Source organism: Pseudomonas alkylphenolica, assembly GCF_000746525.1.
Taxonomy (GTDB): Bacteria; Pseudomonadota; Gammaproteobacteria; order Pseudomonadales; family Pseudomonadaceae; genus Aquipseudomonas; species Aquipseudomonas alkylphenolica.
Genome location: NZ_CP009048.1, coordinates 1,083,821 through 1,102,611, shown reverse-complemented (window position 1 = coordinate 1,102,611; position 18,791 = coordinate 1,083,821). Strand labels below are relative to the sequence as shown.

The window sequence follows — 18,791 nt, the reverse complement described above, 5'->3', positions numbered from 1 at the left end:
CATGAGCCAACGCCCCAACTTTCTGGTCATCGTTGCCGATGACCTGGGATTCTCCGACCTCGGTGCCTTCGGTGGAGAAATCGCCACGCCGAACCTGGATGCCCTGGCCACTGCCGGCCTGCGCCTGACCGACTTTCACACCGCGCCAACCTGCTCGCCAACCCGCTCGATGCTGCTGACCGGCACCGACCACCATATCGCCGGCATCTGCACCATGGCCGAAGCGCTGACTCCGGAGCTGATCGGCAAACCCGGCTACGAGGGTTACCTCAACGACCGGGTGGTAGCGCTGCCGGAGCTGCTGCGCGACGCCGGCTACCAGACGCTGATGAGCGGCAAGTGGCACCTGGGCCTGAAAGCCGAACTGGCGCCCCACGCCCGTGGCTTCGAACGCTCCTTCGCCCTGCTGCCCGGCGCGGCCAACCACTACGGTTTCGAACCGACCTATGACGAGCAGACCCCGCGCCTGCTCAAGTCGACCCCGGCGCTGTACATCGAAGACCAGACCTTCGTCGAGCAATTGCCTGAGGGCTTTTACTCCTCCGACGCCTTTGGCGACAAACTGCTGCAATACCTCAAGGAACGTGACCAGAGCCGGCCGTTCTTCGCCTACCTGCCCTTCTCCGCCCCGCACTGGCCGCTGCAGGCACCGGCCGACGTGGTCGCCCGCTACAAGGGCCGCTACGACGCCGGGCCTGAAGTGCTGCGCCAGGAACGTCTGGAAAAACTGCGCCAGCTCGGCCTGATCAAAGCCGAGACGCGTGCTCACCCGGTGGACAATCACTGGGACAGCCTCAGCGATGAACAGCGTCAGCGTTCGGCGCGGTCCATGGAGGTTTACGCAGCGATGGTCGAGCGCATGGACTGGAACATCGGCCGGGTCCTCGACTACCTGCGCAACCAGGGCCAGCTGGACAACACTCTGGTGCTATTCATGTCCGACAACGGTGCCGAGGGCGCACTGCTCGAAGCCTTCCCCAAGTTCGGCCCGCACCTGGCCAGCTACCTCGACCAGCATTACGACAACAGCCTGGAAAATATCGGCCGGGCCAACTCCTACGTCTGGTATGGCCCACAGTGGGCGCAGGCCGCCACCGCGCCATCGCGCTTGTACAAAGCCTTTACCAGCGAAGGCGGCATTCGCGTGCCGGCGCTGGTGCACTACCCGGCCCTGGCCCGTCAGGGGCAGATCAGCCACCAGTTCAGCACGGTGATGGACATCACCCCGACCCTGCTCGACCTCGCCGGGGTCCGGCATCCCGGCACACGCTGGCGTGGACGCGATGTCGCCGCCCTGCGCGGTAAGTCGTGGCTGGGTTACCTCTCCGGCGAGACTGAACAGGTGCATGACGACAACACCGTAACGGGTTGGGAACTGTTCGGCCGCCGGGCGATTCGCCAGGGGCAGTGGAAGGCTGTGTACATTCCTGGACCGGTGGGCCCGGCGACCTGGCAACTGTATGACCTGGCCAACGACCCGGGCGAAATCGATGACCTGGCCCAGGCGCAACCGGCCAGGCTCCAGGCGCTGCTGGGTGAATGGCAGAAGTATGTCGAGGAAACCGGGGTAATCCTCAGCGAGTCGCCATTCCAGCCGGACTAGCCAGGGCTTGCAGACGGGCGAGGTCGAGAATCTCGATCTCGCCATAGCCCAGGCGTAGCGCGCCTTCCTGTTGCAGCGACTTGAGGATCTGGTTGGTGGTCTGACGCGACAGCGACAGCATCAGCGCCAGTTGCTCCTGGGACAGTTGCAACACACGCCGGGTGCCGTCCATCTCGCCATAACCGGCGGCGATCTGCAGCAGCCGGTGGGCGACCCGCGGCGCGGCGGCCAGCAGACTCTGCTGTTCCAGGGCGACGAATACCCAGCGCAGTTTCTGGCTCATCAGCAAGGCGAAGTCGCGCCAATACTCAGGTTGCTGCGCCAACAATGACAGCAGCGCGGCCTGCGGTATCCACAACAGGCGCACCGCCCCTTCAGCCTGGGCATCATGGGTGCGCGGCTGGCCGTCGAACAGGCTGATTTCACCGAACCAGTGTGGCGCTTCGACCAGCGTCAGCAACGCCTCCTTGCCTTCGCTGCTGACCGCCCCGACGCGCATGCTGCCCGACAGCACCGCGTACAAACCGCAGGGCGCATCGCCGCGCTGGAACAGGTACTGCCCCGGCGCCAGCTCACGAAGGCGGGCCAGGCCCGGCAGGCTATCCTGAAGGGACAGGGGCAGATGCTTGAACCAGTGGCCCTGGAGCAGGGTATGGCGCCAGGCGGGATCGCTGGTCATAACGCCTCGAAGGTCAACTCTGTCGGCTAGCCGACAGACAGCCGGAATGTCTGCAGGGCAAGCTCACGTCACCCTTCAGGAGGAACAATAATGAAAAACCTCGTCGAACACCTCAGTCAATATGCGGCCTACCACCGTGACCCACGCAATATCGCCACGCACTTCGTCGGCATTCCGATGATCGTGGTTGCGGTGACGGTGTTGTTATCGCGTCCGGGGCTGGAGCTGGCCGGGATGTGGCTGTCGCCAGCCTTGTTGGTGGCGCTGGCGACGGGGTGGTTCTACCTGCGCCTGGACCAGCAGTTTGGCTTGATCATGGCCCTGTTGCTCGGTCTGTGTCTGTGGGCCGGCCAGGTGCTGGCCGCGCAAAGCACGCTGGTGTGGTTGAGTGCGGGGCTGGGGCTGTTCGTCGTCGGCTGGGTGATCCAGTTTGTCGGGCACCACTATGAAGGGCGCAAGCCGGCCTTTGTCGATGATCTGAGCGGGTTGATCATCGGGCCGTTGTTCGTGGTGGCGGAACTGGGGTTTCTGCTAGGCATGCGGCCGGAGCTGAAGCAGGCTATCGAGGGCAATGTGGGGCCGGTGGCGATTCGTTGATGGGCCTTTTCGCGGGGCAAGCCCGCTCCCACAGGCCGGGTGGAGACTCTGTGGGAGCGGGCTTGCCCCGCGATCTGACTCAACCTCTGGACTCAACCCCCAACTCATCCCACACCGACTCGGCCAGGTGGAAGGTCGCATTGGCTGCCGGAATGCCGCAGTAGATCGCGCTCTGCATCAGCACTTCCTTGATCTCCTCGCGGGTCACGCCATTGCTGGCGGCCGCGCGCAGGTGCAACTTCAGCTCTTCGTTGCGGTTCATGCCGATCAGCATGGCGATGGTGATCAGGCTGCGGGTATGCCGTGGCAAGCCCGGACGCGTCCAGATATCACCCCAGGCATGGCGGGTGATCATTTCCTGGAACTCGCTGTTGAACGCCGTCAGGTTGTTCAGGCTGCGGTCGACGTGGGCGTCGCCGAGCACTGCGCGACGAACCTTCATGCCTTCTTCGTAACGTTGTTTCTCGTCCACAAGTCGCTCCTCAGCGGGCCAGCAGAAAGTCGATCACCCGGCGACTGAACGGCTCGCCGACTTCTACGTTGGACAGGTGCGCGGCATGGAACTCGGCGTATTCGGCGCCCTCCACGTTTTCCTGGATGAACAGCCCGCCCGCAGGCGGCGTCACCGCGTCGTGACTGCCGGAGATAACCAGCAACGGCGCCTTGATCTCACCCAGTTGATCACGGAAGTCGGCATCGCGTACCGCACCACAGTTGGCCGCATAGCCTTGCGGCGAAGTGGTGGCAAGCATGTCGGTGATGCGCTTGGCCTGATCGGGATTGGTCGAGGAATAGGCCGGGGTGAACCAGCGCTCGATCGACGCATCGCGCAGGCCGACCATCGCGGCTTTACCATCGCGCAAGACCATTTCGATGCGCGGGTTCCAGGTGTCCGGCGAGCCGATCTTGGCGGCGGTGTTGCAGACGATCAGGCGGTTCAAGCGCTCTCCCGCATTGATCCCCAGCCACTGACCGATCAGGCCGCCCATGGACAGGCCACAGAAGTGCGCACGCTCGATTTTCAGGGCATCGAGCAACGCCAGCACGTCCTGGCCCAACTGCTCGATGCTGTAAGGCCCCTCGGTTACCAGCGAAGCGCCATGGCCACGGGTGTCGTAGCGCAGCACGCGAAAGTGCGCAGCGAAGGCCGGCACCTGGGTATCCCACATGTGCAGGTCGGTGCCCAGGGAGTTGGACAGCACCAACACCGGCGCGCCTTCTGGGCCGTCGAGTTGATAATTGAGTGCGCCATCGGCGAGTTGTACCTGTGCCACTGCAGCCTCCTTCAGGCATTGAAACGGTGATGTTCGGCCAGCGCCCGCCCGACCCAGACGCGGGCCTGACCGAGGTAATGGGCCGGATCGAGCAGACGATCGAGTTCGTCTGCCGAGAGTTCGCCGCTCACCTGCGGATCGTCGCCGAGCACGGCGCGCAGGTGGCGTTGTTCGGCTACTGCACGCTTGCAGCAGGTTTCCAGCAAATGATGCGCGGTGTCGCGGCCCAGGCGCTGGGCCAGGACAATACTGACCGCTTCGGCCAGCACCAGGCCCTGGGTCAGGTCGAGGTTATCGCGCATACGCGCGGTATCGACCTGCAGGCCGTCGGCGATGATCTGCGCCTGGCGCAACGCACCGGAGACCAGGCAGCAGATTTCCGGCAGGGTCTCCCACTCGGCATGCCACAGCCCCAGGCTACGTTCATGCTCCTGCGGCATGGCGGCAAACAGGGTCGACAGCAGCCCCGGCACCCGCGTCGCCGCACCGATCAGCACTGCGGCGCCCACCGGGTTGCGTTTGTGCGGCATCGTCGATGAACCACCTTTGCCCGGCGCTGCGGGTTCGAATACTTCCGCCGCTTCGGTCTGCATCAGCAGGCTGATATCACGCCCCATCTTGCCCAGGCTGCCGGCGACCAGAGCAAGCACCGAAGCGAACTCCACCAAGCGGTCGCGCTGGGTGTGCCAGGGCTGCTCCGGCAGGTGCAGGTCGAGCTGCGCCGCCAGGGCTTCGGCTACCGGCAGGGCCTGCTCACCGAGCGCCGCCAGGGTCCCGGAGGCACCGCCGAACTGCAGGGTGATCAAGCGTGGCTTGAGTTCCTGCAGGCGCTGACGGTGGCGGGTCAAAGCACCCAGCCAGCCGGCGATCTTCATGCCCAGAGTGACCGGCGTTGCATGCTGCAGCCAGGTGCGCCCGGCCAACGGCGTATCGGCATGCGCCTCGGCCTGACGCGCCAGTGAGTCGGCCAGATGTTGCAGGTCGCTCTCGATCAGGCTCAGGGCGGCACGCAGTTGCAGGACCAGGCCGGTGTCCATCGCATCCTGGCTGGTGGCGCCCAGATGCACATAACGCTCGGCTTCCGGCACGCCACTGGCGATCACCTTGCCCAGCGCCTTGACCAGTGGAATCGCCGAATTGCCGGCAATTCCGATGGCTTCGGCCAGCGCGGCAAAGTCGTAACGCTCGGCCTGACAGGCGGCGACAATAGGCGCCACCGCCACCTGCGGAATCACCCCCACGGCCGCTTCGGCGCGCGCCAGGGCCGCTTCGAAATCAAGCATGCCCTGCACCCGGCCACGGTCGGAAAACACCTCGCGCATGGCGGGTGCAGTGAAGTAGGCATCGAACAGCTGATTGCCCGGTCGCGGGTTCATTTCCAAGTCCTTCAACAGGTCAATGATCGTGGTGCAGGTACGCCGCCTGTTTAGGCAAGCGCAGGCTGAACAGGAAGGCGATCGCCATCATGGCGGTAACGTACCAGTAAAAGGTGTTCTCCATGCCCATCGACTTCAGCCCCAGGGCCACATATTCGGCCGAACCGCCAAATATCGCGTTGGCCACCGCATACGCCAGCCCCACACCCAGAGCGCGCACCTGCGGCGGGAACATCTCGGCTTTGACCAGGCCACTGATCGAGGTATAGAAACTGACGATACACAGCGCCAGGGTGATCAGCACGAAAGCCAGGAACGGGCTGGTGACGGTTTTCAACGCCATCAGGATCGGCACGGTGAACACGGTACCGAGGGCGCCGAACAGCAGCATCGAATTACGCCGGCCGATACGGTCGGAAAGCATGCCGAAGAACGGCTGCATGCACATGTACAGAAACAGCGCGCCAGTCATGATGAAACTGGCGGTCTTGGCACTCATGCCGGCGGTGTTCACCAGGTACTTCTGCATGTAGGTGGTGAAAGTATAGAAAATCAGCGAGCCACCCGCCGTGTAACCCAGCACGGTGATGAAGGCTGCAGTGTGGTGACGGAACAGCCCGGCGACACTACCGGCCTCTTTGTCGTTACGGGTTTCGGCGCTGCTGGTCTCTTCCAGCGAGCGGCGCAGGAACAACGAGATCACTGCCGCAACCGCACCCACCACGAACGGAATCCGCCAGCCCCAGGCGCGCAGTTCATCCTCGCTGAGCAGTTGCTGGAGAATCACCACCACCAGCACCGCCAGCAGTTGCCCGCCAATCAGCGTCACGTACTGGAACGAGGCAAAGAAACCGCGCTGACCGCGCAGGGCCACTTCACTCATGTAGGTCGCGGTGGTGCCGTATTCACCGCCCACCGACAGGCCCTGGAACAGCCGCGCCAGCAACAGCAGCGCCGGCGCCCAGGCGCCGATCGAGGCGTAAGTCGGCAGACAGGCGATGACCAGGGAGCCGGCACACATCATCAGCACCGAGATCATCATCGAATTCTTGCGGCCATGCCGATCGGCCACCCGGCCAAACAGCCAACCACCAATCGGGCGCATCAGAAAGCCTGCGGCAAACACCCCGGCGGTATTGAGCAACTGCACCGTCGGATCGTCAGAAGGGAAAAACGCCGGGGCAAAGTAAATGGCGCAGAAGGCATAGACATAGAAGTCGAACCATTCCACCAGGTTGCCCGAGGAGGCACCGACGATGGCGAAGATGCGCTTACTGCGTTCCTCACCGGTGTAATAGGCAGTTGTCATGGCAATTCACTCTAGGAGGGTTACTGGAGTCTAGACACAATCAGTAACACTCTCGTTCCACAAACAATCCCCCCGGCCCCGCGACCCTGCGTGGGAGCCGCGTGTCCGGGGGTATTGGCTTACACCCGCTCGATGGCCAGCGCCAGGCCCTGCCCTACCCCGACGCACATGGTCGCCAGGCCCTTGCGACCACCGGATTTCTCCAGCTGATGCAAGGCGGTGAGTATCAGCCGCGCACCGCTCATGCCCAGCGGATGGCCCAGCGCGATGGCGCCGCCATTGGGGTTGACCTGCGGCGCGTCATCGGCCAGGCCCAGTTCGCGCAGCACTGCCAGGCCTTGGCTGGCGAAGGCTTCGTTGAGCTCGATGACATCGAAATCACTCACCGCCACATCGAGGCGCTCGGTCAGCTTGCGTACCGCCGGCACCGGACCGATGCCCATGACTCGCGGCGCAACACCGGCGCTGGCCATGCCGAGGACCCGGGCACGTGGCGTCAGGCCGTGTTTTTTCACTGCTTCAGCCGAGGCCAGGATCAATGCCGCGGCACCGTCGTTGACCCCCGAGGCGTTGCCTGCGGTGACGGTCTTGTCCGGGCCGTTGACCGGCTTCAGTCGTGCCAGGGCTTCGAGGGTGGTATCGGCCCGAGGGTGCTCGTCGTGCTCGACAACGGTTTCGCCTTTTTTGTGGGCGATGCGCACCGGCACGATCTCTTCAGCGAAGAACCCTGCGGCCTGGGCGGCTGCGGTACGTTGCTGGCTACGCAGGGCGAAAGCGTCCTGATCGGCACGCGAGACCTGGTAATCGTCGGCAACGTTGTCGGCAGTCTGCGGCATGGCATCGACGCCGTACTGGGCTTTCATCAACGGGTTGATGAAGCGCCAGCCGATGGTGGTGTCTTCCAGTTTCATGTTGCGCGAATAGGCGTTGTCGGCCTTGCCCATGACGAACGGCGCACGCGACATCGACTCGACGCCGCCGGCAATCGCCAGCTCCATCTCGCCACTGGCGATGGCACGAAAGGCGGTGCCGACCGCGTCCATGCCCGAGGCACAGAGGCGGTTGAGGGTCACACCGGGCACGCTGTCCGGCAGGCCTGCCAACAGCAGCGCCATGCGCGCGACGTTGCGGTTGTCTTCGCCGGCCTGGTTGGCGCAGCCAAGGAACACTTCGTCCAGCAGATCCCATTGCACCTGCGGGTTGCGCTCGATCAGCGCCTTGATCGGTACGGCGGCCAGATCATCGGCACGTACACCGGCCAGGGCGCCGCCGAAGCGGCCGATGGGGGTACGAATGGCATCGCAGATAAATACGTCACGCATCAGGCTTCTCCTGGCGCTTGGCCGTGGGCGGCGGCGGTGCGTGCTTCCAGGTCACGCAGGGCGCTGAGCTCGACTTCGCTTGGCTCGGCGGTGGTCTGCACGCTGTCGGCAAAGCGAATCGCCCAACCCGTCGCGGCAATGATCTGCTCGCGGGTCACGCCCGGATGGATCGAGGTCACGACAAACTCGTAAGTGCCAGCTTCCGGCTCCATGATGCACAGGTCGGTGATGATCCCCACCGGCCCTTCGCCTGGCAGGCCCAGACGTTTGCGCGAATCACCGCCCTCGCCGTGGCCGACCGAAGTGATGAAGTCGAGTTTGTCGACGAAGGCGCGATTCGACTGTTTGAGGATGATCAGCACCTGCTTGGCGGAACCGGCAATCTCCGGCGCGCCACCGGCACCGGGCAGGCGTACTTTCGGGTTGTGGTAGTCACCCACCACGGTGGTGTTGATGTTGCCGAAACGGTCAACCTGAGCGGCACCGAGGAAGCCGACGTCGATACGTCCGCCTTGCAGCCAGTAGCGGAAAATCTCGCCGGTCGGCACCACGGTGTCGGCGGTTTCCGCCAGTTCACCGTCGCCGATCGACAGCGGCAGCACGCTCGGCTTGGCGCCAATCGGGCCGGATTCGTAGATCAGCACCACGTCGGGCGAGGACGTCAGACGCGCCAGGTTGGCGGCCTTGGAAGGCAGGCCGATGCCGACGAAGCACACTGCACCGTTACGCAGACGACGGGCTGCAGCGACGGTCATCATTTCATTGGTGGAGTAGCTCATTGTGCAGCCTCCGAAGCGCTGGCCAGTTTTGCCTTGAATTCATTGAAGTCGGCGGTGCCGCGAATGTATTCGTCGATCCAGGCAGTAAAGGCTTCGCGATTGCGGGCAATCGGGTCCCAGGCCTGGTAGAAACGGTTGTCACGCTCGTAGTAGCCATGGGCGTAGGACGGGTGCGCACCGCCCGGCACCAGGCACACCGCCGACAGTGCCCAGGTAGGCAGCACGCAGGCGTTCATCGGAGCATTGAGGTCATCGACGATTTCTTCGACGGTGACGATGCAACGCTTGGCCGCCAGGGCCGCTTCTTTCTGCACGCCGAGAATGCCCCAGAGCAGCACGTTGCCCTTGCGATCGGCCTTCTGTGCGTGAATCACGGTGACATCCGGGCGTACCGAAGGCACGGCGGCGAGTACTTCACCGGTGAACGGGCAAGTGACGCTCTTGATCAGCGGGTTGACCTTGGGCAGGTCGGAACCGGCGTAAGCGCGCAGCACCGCGAAAGGCAGGCCCGAGGCGCCGGCAACATAGGCGTTGGCAAGGTCGGCGTGGCTGTGCTCTTCGATCTCCATGGCCTGCGGCCATTGCTTTTCCACGGCATCACGCAGGCGGTGCAGCGAGCCTACACCGGGGTTACCGCCCCAGGAGAAAATCAGTTTGCGGGCGCAACCGGCACCGATCAGCTGATCGTAGATCAGGTCAGGAGTCATACGTACCAGGGTCAGCTCTTTCTTGCCCTGACGAATGATTTCATGCCCGGCGGCAGTCGGAATCAAGTGCGTGAAGCCTTCGAGGGCGACGCTGTCACCGTCGTGGACGAACTGCTTCACGGCATCGTGGAGCGAGAGGATTTCAGCCATTGCAGACTCCTGGATATGCTGAGTCGAGGTCGGTTGCATGGCGCCTTGAGTGGCGCCGGTAGGACTTCAGATTAAGGCGGGGCTGAGGGCGGTACAATCCGATAATCGACTATCTGTTCGATTATCGAACAAATTGTTGTTGTGCTAATGGTGTGAAACGATCGCGGGGCAAGCCCGCTCCCACAGGGTCAGTGGGAGCGGGCTTGCCCCGCGATAAATCACTCAGGTCGCATCAGCGTGACTGACCATACCTTTGATCACCACCGCCACCGTGGCCAGCCCGGCCGGGATCACCAGCGCCGTCAGCACCTGCTCGAAGTTCCAGCCCAGGCCCAACAGGGTCGCGCCCATCCAGGCACCGAGAATGGCGCCGAAGCGGCCAATGCCGAGCATCCACGACACGCCCGTGGCACGGCCCTGAGTCGGATAGAAACGCGCCGCCAGAGAAGGCATGGCCGACTGCGCACCGTTGACGCACATACCGGCAATCAGTACCAGGGTCGCCAGCACGGTGATGTTGCCCAGGCTCTGACCCACCGCGTAGGCAAACACCCCGGCCAGCAGATAGAAGGTGCCGATTACCTTGTGCGGGTTGTAGCGGTCCATGGCCCAGCCCACCGCCACGGCGCTGAGTACCCCGCCAAACTGGAACAAGGCACCGATAAAGGCGGCCTGCTCCATGCTCGCGCCACTGTCACGCATCAGGGTCGGCAGCCAGCTGGTCAGCAGGTAGACGATTACCAGGCCCATGAAATAGGTCAGCCACAGCAACAAGGTGCCGACGCTGTAGGTGCCGGAAAAGATCACCGCAAAGACATTGCGTGCCTTCACCGTTTTTTGCTCCGGCACGCTGAAACTCGAGGCCTGGCCGACAATGGCAGGATCGATCGGCGCCAGGGCCTGGCGCACTTTGTCTGTGCCGCGATTGCGCACCACCAGAAAACGCGCCGACTCCGGCAACCACAGCAGCAGCACCACAGCCAATACCAGCGGCAATACGCCACCGATCAACAGCAGGCTGTGCCAGCCGAACGCCGGGATCAGCTTGGCGGAAATGAAACCACCACCGGCCATACCCAGGTTGAAGCCACAGAACATGCTGGTGACCAGCAACGACTTGAGCCGCTCCGGGGTGTACTCAGAGAGCAGCGTGGTGGCGTTGGGCATACCGGCGCCTAGCCCCAGGCCGGTCAGAAAGCGCAGCACCAGCAACTGATCGACGTTGCTGCTGTAGGCCGAGGCCAGGCTGAAGGCGCCAAACACCACCACCGCCCCGACCAGCACCACCTTGCGCCCGAAACGGTCGGCCAAGGGTCCCGAGCCCAGGGCGCCGAAGACCATACCGATCAGCGCCGCGCTCATCACCGGGCCGAGGCTGGCGCGGTCGATCCCCCAGTCCTGGGACAGCGCCGGGGCGATAAAGCCCATGGCAGCAGTATCCAGGCCATCAAGAAAGACGATCAGAAAACACAGGATCACTACGCGCCATTGATAGCGCGACAGCGGTTGCGAATTGATAAAGGACTGCACATCAAGGCAGTTCCCGACAGCAGCTTGCGGACTGTTCATTATTTTTATCCAGTTGGAGCGCGCTTATGTGCGGGGCGCGCGTGAGCAACACAATCGATCCAGGCAGATCGATCGGTGCGAAGGACATTAATAACAGGTCGAAAACTGCGCAATTCGATAAACGCAACACTGTGCGTTTATCGAACAGGAACGTGCAGGTTCAGGCAAACAGCTGGGCACTGAGGTCGCGGCTGGCCGCCAGCATGATCGGCAAAAAGCGTTGTTCAAGCTCGGTGCGGCTGACCCGGCCGGCATGGGTACTGACGTTCAGTGCTGCCAGCACCTGGCCGGAGGCATCGTAGACCGGCACGGCAATCGAACGCAGGCCCTGCTCCAGCTCCTGATCGACCACGCACCAGCCTTGCTGGCGAACCTGTTGCAGGCATTCGAGCAACGCCACCGGATCATGAATGGTGCGACTGGTCTTGGCCTGCAGGTCGGCATGCTCCAGGTATTCGTGCAGGGTCGCGTCGTCCAGCGCCGCCAGGAGGATCCGCCCCATGGACGTGCAATAGGCGGGCAGCCGCCCGCCTACCGAGAGGTCCACCGAAATCAGGCGCTGCACCGTGGCCGAGCGGGCTATATAAAGAATGTCGTCGCCTTCGAGGGTGGCCATGTTGCAGGCCTCGTGCAACTGATCGCTCATGCGGTCCAGGTAGGGCTGGGCCGACACTGCCAATGGCGTGGATGACAGGTAGGCGTGCCCCAGCGTCAGCACCTTGGGCAACAGTGAATAGGTCCGCCCGTCGGTGGTGGCGTAACCCAGCTTGATCAGGGTATGCAGGCAACGGCGCACCGCAGCCCGGGGAATTTCCGTGCGGTGGCTGATCTGCGCGATGGTCAGGTGGCGCTTGCGCTCCTGGAACGCCTGGACCACCGCCAGGCCGCGGGCCAGCGAGGTCATGAAGTCGGGATCACCAGTGAAGGCCTGGATACGCCTGGCCGGTGACGCGACGATGGGCGGTGCCAGCGACGCAAACGAACTGCGCACCTGATCGTTCAATCCGGGCCCTTTGGGCGTTGTTTCTTCTGTCATGGCTCACCTCGACAACACAGTCACTGGGGCGATTATCGAACCAACGACCGATAATCGCAATTGACCGCTACCCTCAATTGCTTATACCTTTCTACCGCCACCATGTGGCTTCTTGGAGAGACTGGTCAGGTACCCACCGTAGAAGTCCCAGGCACGGCCTTGCCCACGAAGCGAGGCCGTTTTTTTCTCACTCCTTGCCTGATCAACTTCAGTTACCCATTTTGCTGAAGAACTTCGCGTCTCAAGCAGGCGCTTAAGCGAAACGCCAGGCGAACTTAACAAACCGGTAACAAAAGCCCATCTTTGTTGTCATTAGAGAAACAACAGAGTGGTACGCTGAGGAAACTTGCTTGCTATAATCAAGTTCCGTTGCCGCGACCCAGCAGGCTTTTGCCGGATCCAATCCGCACGTGCCAGAAGTCGTAGGGAACGAGCCTGAAGCAAGTGACACAAGATTGAACACCCTGTTGTTCGTATCGACTTGTCTAATCAGAATTTACTGTTGCTGCGACAGTAATCATGCTCTGGCAGCGTAGCCACGTGCACGTTGTGCGATTGCGCAACCCCACGCGTTAACGCCAGAGTTTATTCAAACCAACAGGTAGCACTGTGACGAAAGACGAACTGCGCGCGGAACTTGAGCGTCAGGAACAACGTTACAAGGAAGTTTACGGCGGGGAAGTCACCACCTACGCCGCCCAGCCCGACCCGGAGCGCAAGCCCTGGCGCAAACGGGCAAGCATTCTTGATCAGGCATTCGCCCAGGAACTGCAAAAAATCGAGAAAGAACTCAAGAGCGACGAGCCCTAGGCTACGAGCATGACGCCGGCTTGTGGCGGTCGGATGGCCGGTACTTGAGAAAAGTCCGGGGGGCTGATCGTTACAGCTCCTAACGCATGCCGTAACGGTTTCTCACAAATTTCATACAAGCGTTTGAATTTTTAATGTGAGCTGATGGTTGTCGTAAACCCTTATATTTTCTTGATTTTTACCGATTTTAGCCGACATTTGTTTAATCATTCCCGACACATGCCACCCCGGGAAAGCACCTCCTCGGCCAGAACCGGTCAGCGGCAGGTGCATCGATTAACAGGGATTTCTGGCATAATCGCGCCCCCTTATGACCGGGTCAGAAAACCTTCATGATCGATTTATTCAGCGGACTTGATGCCTGGGTACTGGTGAGCCTGTTGCTCGCTTTGACCTTCGTACTCGCCTTCGAGTTCATCAATGGCTTTCATGACACCGCTAACGCGGTTGCTACAGTCATTTATACCAAAGCCATGCCCCCGCACCTGGCGGTGTTCTTCTCCGGGGTGTTCAACTTCCTTGGCGTGCTGCTCGGCGGTGTCGGCGTGGCGTATGCCATCGTTCACCTGTTGCCGGTGGAGATGCTGATCAATGTGAACACCGGTCATGGATTGGCCATGGTTTTCTCCTTGCTCGCCGCCGCCATTGCCTGGAACCTGGGCACCTGGTACTTCGGCATTCCGGCGTCCAGCTCCCACACCCTGATCGGTTCGATCCTCGGGGTTGGCCTGGCCAATGCCCTGATCAGCGACATCCCGTTGGGTGAAGGGGTCAACTGGCAGAAGGCAATCGACATCGGCATGTCCCTGGTGCTCTCGCCCATGGCAGGCTTTGCTGTCGCTGCACTGGTGCTGCTGGGCCTGAAATGGTGGCGCCCGCTGTCGAAGATGCACAAGACGCCGGAACAGCGCCGCAAGCTCGACGACAAGAAGCACCCGCCGTTCTGGAACCGCCTGGTACTGGTGATGTCGGCCATGGGCGTGAGCTTCGTGCACGGCTCCAACGATGGCCAGAAAGGCATCGGCCTGATCATGCTGGTGTTGATCGGTATCGTCCCGGCACAGTTCGTACTCGACCTGAACAGCACCACCTACCAGATCGAGCGGACCCGCGACGCCACCCTGCACCTGAGCCAGTTCTACCAGCGCAACCAGGCTACCTTGGGCGAGTTCCTGGCCCTGGGCAAAGCCAAAAATGGCGACCTGCCAGAACAGTTCAGCTGCAACCCGCAGCAGACCGAGCCGACCATCAATGCCCTGCTCGACTCGCTCAAGGGCGTAACCGAGTACCGCTCGCTGACCCCGGAAAAACGCGTTGAAGTACGTCGTTACCTGCTCTGCCTGGACGACACCGCGAAGAAAGTCGGCAAGCTCCCAGGCCTGCAGCCTCGTGAGAAGTCTGACCTGGACAAACTGCGCAAAGACCTGACCGCCACCACCGAGTACGCACCGTTCTGGGTGATCCTCGCGGTTGCCCTGGCCTTGGGCCTGGGTACCATGGTTGGCTGGAAGCGTGTGGTCCTGACCATCGGTGAAAAAATCGGCAAGCAAGGCATGACTTATGCCCAGGGCATGTCGGCGCAGATCACCGCAGCCTGCGCCATCGGCATGGCCAACATCTTCAGCCTGCCGGTATCGACCACCCACGTATTGTCGTCGGGTGTCGCCGGTACCATGGTGGCGAACAAGAGCGGCCTGCAAGGCGGCACCGTCAAGACCATCCTGCTGGCCTGGGTCCTGACCCTGCCGGCAACTGTGGGCCTGTCGGCCGGGTTGTTCTGGCTGGCGACCCGGTTCATCGGTTGATCCATGCTGCATTGAAAAAGGCGCCTTCGGGCGCCTTTTTCGTATGCACATCGCCTGTGGGAGCGGGCTTGCCCCGCGATTGCGATGTGGCTGACAGCTCGCTATCGCGGGGCAAGCCCACTCCCACAGGTGTCTGTATACCGGCTAGCGGCGCTTGCTACTGCCGAGCAACGAGCCCATCAAGCCACGCACCAACTGACGCCCGAACTGGTTGGCCGCCTGACGCACCGCCGACTTGATCGCCTGCCCGGCAGCGCTCTGGAGGAATTCCCCAGCCTGGTCAGCAAAGCTTGGCTCAGTAGCTGCGGGCGCCTGTTCGGGCTGCGCTACCCCGCCTTTGCGGGCGTTAAGCATTTCATAGGCCGACTCGCGATCCACCGGCTTGTCGTAGCGCCCGGCCAACGGTGAGGCGGCAATCAGGGCGGCGCGCTCAGCGTCGCTCAACGGCCCGATGCGTGACTGCGGCGGGGCGATCAGCACCCGCTGGACCATGCCCGGCGTGCCCTTGTCCTGCAGGGTACCGACCAACGCCTCTCCGATGCCAAGCTCGGTCAGTACGCTCAGGGTGTCAATGTCGGGGTTGGGGCGGAAACCGTCGGCCACTGCCTTCAATGACTTCTGCTCTTTGGCCGTGAAGGCACGCAGGCCGTGCTGAATACGCAAGCCCAGTTGCGCCAGGACATCATCCGGCAGGTCGCCCGGCGACTGGGTGACGAAATACACCCCGACACCCTTGGAACGAATCAACCGGACAACCTGCTCCAGACGATCCTGCAATGCCTTCGGCGTGCCGTTGAACAATAGGTGAGCTTCATCGAAGAACAGTGCCAGCAAGGGTTTGTCGGCATCGCCGCGCTCGGGCAACTGCTCGAACAGCTCGGCCAGCAACCATAACAGGAAGGTCGCGTAGACCTTCGGCGCCTCGTGCACCAGACGGCTGGCATCCAGCAGATGGATTCGCCCGCGGCCATCGGCATCCGCACGCAGCAGATCTTCCAGCTGCAACGCCGGCTCGCCGAACAACGCCTCGGCACCCTGCTGTTCCAGGGTGGCCAGGCGCCGTAGCAGGGCCTGGCTGGAGCCGGTGGTCATCAGCGCACTGTCTTCACCGAGCAATTGCGGGTTGTCTTTGAGGTGCGCCAGCAGCGCCTTGAGGTCCTTGATATCGAGCAGCAACAGGCCTTCGCGATCGGCCACCTTGAACGCGGCGTACAGCGCGGCCTGCTGACTGTCGGTCAGCTCCAGCAGGTTGCCCAGCAACAACGGGCCCATTTCACTGAGGGTGGTGCGCAATGGATGACCGGATTGCCCATGGACATCCCACAGGCTGACCGGATAAGCCTGCGGCCGATGCTCAAGCCAGGGCATCCCGGCGATGCGTTCGGCGACTTTGCCCTGAGGCTTGCCCACCGCGCCGAGGCCACACAGGTCGCCTTTGACGTCGGCGGCGAATACTGCCACCCCGGCATCGCTGAACGCCTCCGCCATGTGCTGCAGGGTTACGGTCTTGCCGGTACCGGTAGCACCGGCGACCAGGCCGTGACGGTTGGCCAGGCGCATGGCCTGGACAACCGCTTGTCCGGCCGGATCGGCACCGAGAATGAACTGCGAAGAGTCAGGCATGTTTTTTCACCCTCTGTTTAAGCTTTGGCTCGAATCGGCCGATATCTCATTAGCGATAGACCACCAGAAAGACAGGAAAAGCCCGACAAGGAAAGGGGACCTGCACTGCTTTCAAACTGTTCTTTGTGCGAACGACCCGGATAACAAAACCTTAGCGGACCGACACGTTATGAACAAAAGCCTCCGATTCAGCCACAAGATCCTTCTGGCCGCTTCTCTGATCGTCATGATCGCCTTCACATTGTTCACTTTGTACAACGATTTCCTGCAGCGCAATGCGATTCGTGAAGATCTGGAACGTTATCTCGCCGAGATGGGTGATACCACCTCAACCAATATTAAAAACCTGTTTGATGGGCGCATCTTGTTGGTGCAAAACGTCGCACAGAACATTGCCGCGTTTCCCGCCGCTGAAAACATCGGTACCTTGCTCGGGCAACAAGCTCTGGTCTCAAGTTTCCTGACTATTTACCTGGGTGACGTCAACGGTGGTTTCACCATTCGCCCGCAAACCAAGATGCCTGACGGTTATGACCCACGCGTGCGGCCCTGGTACAAAGACGGGATGGCCGCCAACGGTCCGATCCTGACCGAACCCTATATTGACGTCAGCACCGGCAAAATGGTGATTTCGGTGGTGGCCACCGCCGCACGCAATATCGGCGTGGTCGGCGGCGATCTGGCGCTGGATGGCCTGGTGGAAATCATCAACTCGCTGAACTTCGGCGGTATGGGTTATGCCTTCCTGGTCAACGACCAAGGCAAGATTCTGGTGCACCCGGACAAAAACCTGGTGATGAAGTCGCTGTCGGACCTGTATCCACAAAATACCCCGCGCCTGAGCAAAGACCTGAGTGAAGTCCAGGTCGACGGCCAGACCCGCCTGCTGACCTTCGCCCCGGTCAAGGGCCTGCCTTCGGCCAACTGGTACATCGGCCTGTCCGTCGACAAGGACAAAGCCTTCTCGATGCTCAGCAAGTTCCGCACCTCGGCAGTGATCGCCACCCTGGTTGCCGTGGTCATCATCATCGCCCTGTTGGGCCTGCTGATCCGCGTTCTGCTGCAGCCGCTGCACACCATGACCCGGGCCATGGAAGACATTGCCGAAGGCGAAGGTGACCTGACCAAGCGTCTGACCCTGCACAGCCAGGACGAATTCGGCATCCTCGGCACCGCGTTCAACCGTTTCGTCGAACGTATTCATACCTCGATCCGCGAGGTGTCTTCGGCCACCGAGCAGGTCAACGAAGTGGCATTGCGGGTGGTGAGCGCTTCCAACTCGTCGATGGTCAACTCCGACGAACAGTCCAACCGCACCAACAGCGTCGCGGCGGCCATCAACCAGCTCGGCGCCGCCGCCCAGGAGATCGCCCATAACGCCGCCCAGGCTTCGCAACAGGCAAGCTCGGCGCGTCACCTGGCCGAAGAAGGCCAGCAAGTGGTCGATCGCAGCATTGCCGCGATGAACCGTCTGTCGGATCTGATCTGCACCTCCAGCTCGCACATCGAGACGCTCAACAGCAAGACCGTGAACATCGGCCAGATCCTCGAAGTGATCACCAGCATCTCGCAGCAGACCAACCTGCTGGCACTCAACGCCGCGATCGAGGCCGCCCGCGCCGGTGAGGCCGGGCGCGGTTTCGCGGTGGTCGCCGATGAAGTGCGTAACCTCGCGCACCGTACCCAGGAGTCGGCACAGCAGGTGCAGAACATGATCGAGGAGCTGCAGGTCGGCGCCCGCGAGTCGGTCGACACCATGGGCCAGAGCCAGCGCCACAGCCAGGACAGCGTCGAGATCGCCAACCAGGCCGGCGAGCGCCTGGGCAGCGTGACCCTGCGCATCGGCGAGATCGACGGCATGAACCAGTCGGTGGCCACGGCCACCGAGGAGCAGACCGCCGTGGTTGACTCGATCAACATGGACATCAACGAGATCAACATGCTCAACCAGGAAGGCGTCGAAAACCTGCAATCGACCCTGCGCGCCTGCGCCGACCTGGAACAACAGGCCAGCCGCCTGAAACAGCTGGTCGGCAGCTTCCGCATCTGACTGTCAGCGGGCAGCGGCGCACGCTGCTGCCCCTCCCCTCGTAACGCGATCGAACAAACTATCCTTCATAGAGGTCAACCTTAGGGCGCGTCATCCGCTGCT

Annotated in this window: 16 protein-coding genes and 1 pseudogene; 6 read left to right on the top strand and 11 right to left on the bottom strand. The window is 62.2% G+C overall.

Translation table 11 applies throughout. The features are described 5' to 3' along the window. Position 1: 1 nt before the first annotated feature. On the top strand, positions 2 to 1,603 hold the full coding sequence (locus PSAKL28_RS05160) for an arylsulfatase (RefSeq protein ID WP_038607443.1): 1,602 nt from the start codon (positions 2 to 4) through the stop codon (positions 1,601 to 1,603). Here the strand turns inward: PSAKL28_RS05160 and PSAKL28_RS05155 are convergent. Beyond that, a complete protein-coding gene (locus PSAKL28_RS05155; RefSeq protein ID WP_038607440.1) occupies positions 1,575 to 2,282 on the bottom strand; it encodes a Crp/Fnr family transcriptional regulator in 708 nt (235 codons plus the stop codon). The two genes, PSAKL28_RS05160 and PSAKL28_RS05155, sit on opposite strands and share 29 nt — an antisense overlap. A 90-nt stretch (positions 2,283 to 2,372) precedes the next feature. On the opposite strand from PSAKL28_RS05155, the gene PSAKL28_RS05150 reads away from it, so the two are divergent. Continuing rightward, complete coding sequence (locus PSAKL28_RS05150) at positions 2,373 to 2,879, top strand: Mpo1 family 2-hydroxy fatty acid dioxygenase (RefSeq protein ID WP_038607437.1); 507 nt, start codon at positions 2,373 to 2,375, stop codon at positions 2,877 to 2,879. Between the two features lie 79 nt (positions 2,880 to 2,958). On the opposite strand, the gene pcaC is transcribed toward PSAKL28_RS05150, so the two are convergent. The 9 genes from pcaC to pcaR form a co-directional block, all read right to left on the bottom strand. Further along, positions 2,959 to 3,351, bottom strand: coding sequence for a 4-carboxymuconolactone decarboxylase (gene pcaC / locus PSAKL28_RS05145; RefSeq protein WP_038607433.1), 393 nt, complete (start codon positions 3,349 to 3,351; stop codon positions 2,959 to 2,961). 10 nt (positions 3,352 to 3,361) lie between these two features. Continuing rightward, positions 3,362 to 4,153, bottom strand: a complete 792-nt coding sequence (pcaD, locus tag PSAKL28_RS05140) for a 3-oxoadipate enol-lactonase (protein WP_038607432.1) — start codon at positions 4,151 to 4,153, stop codon at positions 3,362 to 3,364. 11 nt (positions 4,154 to 4,164) lie between these two features. Then, positions 4,165 to 5,529 (bottom strand): 3-carboxy-cis,cis-muconate cycloisomerase, encoded by a 1,365-nt coding sequence (locus tag PSAKL28_RS05135; RefSeq protein ID WP_038607429.1) that lies wholly within the window; start codon positions 5,527 to 5,529, stop codon positions 4,165 to 4,167. Between the two features lie 19 nt (positions 5,530 to 5,548). Next, entirely contained in the window at positions 5,549 to 6,838 is a 1,290-nt protein-coding gene (locus PSAKL28_RS05130; RefSeq protein ID WP_038607426.1) for an MFS family transporter, read from the bottom strand. Positions 6,839 to 6,957: 119 nt separating this feature from the next. Beyond that, positions 6,958 to 8,163 (bottom strand): 3-oxoadipyl-CoA thiolase, encoded by a 1,206-nt coding sequence (pcaF, locus tag PSAKL28_RS05125; RefSeq protein ID WP_174446958.1) that lies wholly within the window; start codon positions 8,161 to 8,163, stop codon positions 6,958 to 6,960. Next, complete coding sequence (locus PSAKL28_RS05120; RefSeq protein WP_038607420.1) at positions 8,160 to 8,939, bottom strand: CoA-transferase subunit beta; 780 nt, start codon at positions 8,937 to 8,939, stop codon at positions 8,160 to 8,162. Before PSAKL28_RS05120 ends, pcaF begins: the two co-directional genes overlap by 4 nt. Then, positions 8,936 to 9,796 carry a CoA transferase subunit A gene (locus PSAKL28_RS05115; protein WP_038607417.1) on the bottom strand — a complete coding sequence of 287 codons (861 nt, stop codon included), beginning with the start codon at positions 9,794 to 9,796 and terminating at the stop codon, positions 8,936 to 8,938. The genes PSAKL28_RS05120 and PSAKL28_RS05115 overlap by 4 nt, the downstream gene beginning before the upstream one ends. A 222-nt stretch (positions 9,797 to 10,018) precedes the next feature. Next, positions 10,019 to 11,365 carry a 4-hydroxybenzoate transporter PcaK gene (pcaK, locus tag PSAKL28_RS05110; RefSeq protein WP_038607412.1) on the bottom strand — a complete coding sequence of 449 codons (1,347 nt, stop codon included), beginning with the start codon at positions 11,363 to 11,365 and terminating at the stop codon, positions 10,019 to 10,021. A gap of 160 nt (positions 11,366 to 11,525) precedes the next feature. After that, on the bottom strand, positions 11,526 to 12,401 hold the full coding sequence (gene pcaR / locus PSAKL28_RS05105; protein WP_174446937.1) for a pca regulon transcriptional regulator PcaR: 876 nt from the start codon (positions 12,399 to 12,401) through the stop codon (positions 11,526 to 11,528). 609 nt (positions 12,402 to 13,010) lie between these two features. Here pcaR and PSAKL28_RS05100 point away from each other — a divergent pair. Together PSAKL28_RS05100 and PSAKL28_RS05095 are read left to right on the top strand one after the other, a co-directional pair. Continuing rightward, entirely contained in the window at positions 13,011 to 13,211 is a 201-nt protein-coding gene (locus PSAKL28_RS05100; protein ID WP_038607407.1) for a hypothetical protein, read from the top strand. A gap of 332 nt (positions 13,212 to 13,543) precedes the next feature. Beyond that, positions 13,544 to 15,016, top strand: coding sequence for an inorganic phosphate transporter (locus PSAKL28_RS05095; protein ID WP_038607403.1), 1,473 nt, complete (start codon positions 13,544 to 13,546; stop codon positions 15,014 to 15,016). Positions 15,017 to 15,160: 144 nt separating this feature from the next. Here PSAKL28_RS05095 and PSAKL28_RS05090 read toward each other — a convergent pair whose 3' ends face one another. Next, positions 15,161 to 16,639 carry a helicase HerA-like domain-containing protein gene (locus tag PSAKL28_RS05090; protein ID WP_038607400.1) on the bottom strand — a complete coding sequence of 493 codons (1,479 nt, stop codon included), beginning with the start codon at positions 16,637 to 16,639 and terminating at the stop codon, positions 15,161 to 15,163. Between PSAKL28_RS05090 and PSAKL28_RS28485 the strand changes: the two are divergent. Together PSAKL28_RS28485 and PSAKL28_RS28480 are read left to right on the top strand one after the other, a co-directional pair. Continuing rightward, positions 16,575 to 17,831: pseudogene (locus PSAKL28_RS28485) on the top strand (HAMP domain-containing protein); the annotation flags it as partial. The gene PSAKL28_RS05090 and the pseudogene PSAKL28_RS28485 sit on opposite strands and share 65 nt — an antisense overlap. Positions 17,832 to 17,924: 93 nt before the next feature. Further along, complete coding sequence (locus tag PSAKL28_RS28480) at positions 17,925 to 18,689, top strand: methyl-accepting chemotaxis protein (RefSeq protein WP_371261989.1); 765 nt, start codon at positions 17,925 to 17,927, stop codon at positions 18,687 to 18,689. The last annotated feature ends 102 nt before the right edge of the window (positions 18,690 to 18,791 follow it).

Coding starts and splice junctions, on each gene's coding strand:
- PSAKL28_RS05160 (WP_038607443.1), top strand. CDS start 2: ATGAGCCAACGCCCCAACTTTCTGGTCATCGTTGCCGATGACCTGGGA.
- PSAKL28_RS05155 (WP_038607440.1), bottom strand. CDS start 2,282: ATGACCAGCGATCCCGCCTGGCGCCATACCCTGCTCCAGGGCCACTGG.
- PSAKL28_RS05150 (WP_038607437.1), top strand. CDS start 2,373: ATGAAAAACCTCGTCGAACACCTCAGTCAATATGCGGCCTACCACCGT.
- PSAKL28_RS05135 (WP_038607429.1), bottom strand. CDS start 5,529: ATGAACCCGCGACCGGGCAATCAGCTGTTCGATGCCTACTTCACTGCA.
- PSAKL28_RS05130 (WP_038607426.1), bottom strand. CDS start 6,838: ATGACAACTGCCTATTACACCGGTGAGGAACGCAGTAAGCGCATCTTC.
- PSAKL28_RS05120 (WP_038607420.1), bottom strand. CDS start 8,939: ATGAGCTACTCCACCAATGAAATGATGACCGTCGCTGCAGCCCGTCGT.
- PSAKL28_RS05115 (WP_038607417.1), bottom strand. CDS start 9,796: ATGGCTGAAATCCTCTCGCTCCACGATGCCGTGAAGCAGTTCGTCCAC.
- pcaK (WP_038607412.1), bottom strand. CDS start 11,365: ATGAACAGTCCGCAAGCTGCTGTCGGGAACTGCCTTGATGTGCAGTCC.
- pcaR (WP_174446937.1), bottom strand. CDS start 12,401: ATGACAGAAGAAACAACGCCCAAAGGGCCCGGATTGAACGATCAGGTG.
- PSAKL28_RS05095 (WP_038607403.1), top strand. CDS start 13,544: ATGATCGATTTATTCAGCGGACTTGATGCCTGGGTACTGGTGAGCCTG.
- PSAKL28_RS05090 (WP_038607400.1), bottom strand. CDS start 16,639: ATGCCTGACTCTTCGCAGTTCATTCTCGGTGCCGATCCGGCCGGACAA.
- PSAKL28_RS28480 (WP_371261989.1), top strand. CDS start 17,925: ATGGTCAACTCCGACGAACAGTCCAACCGCACCAACAGCGTCGCGGCG.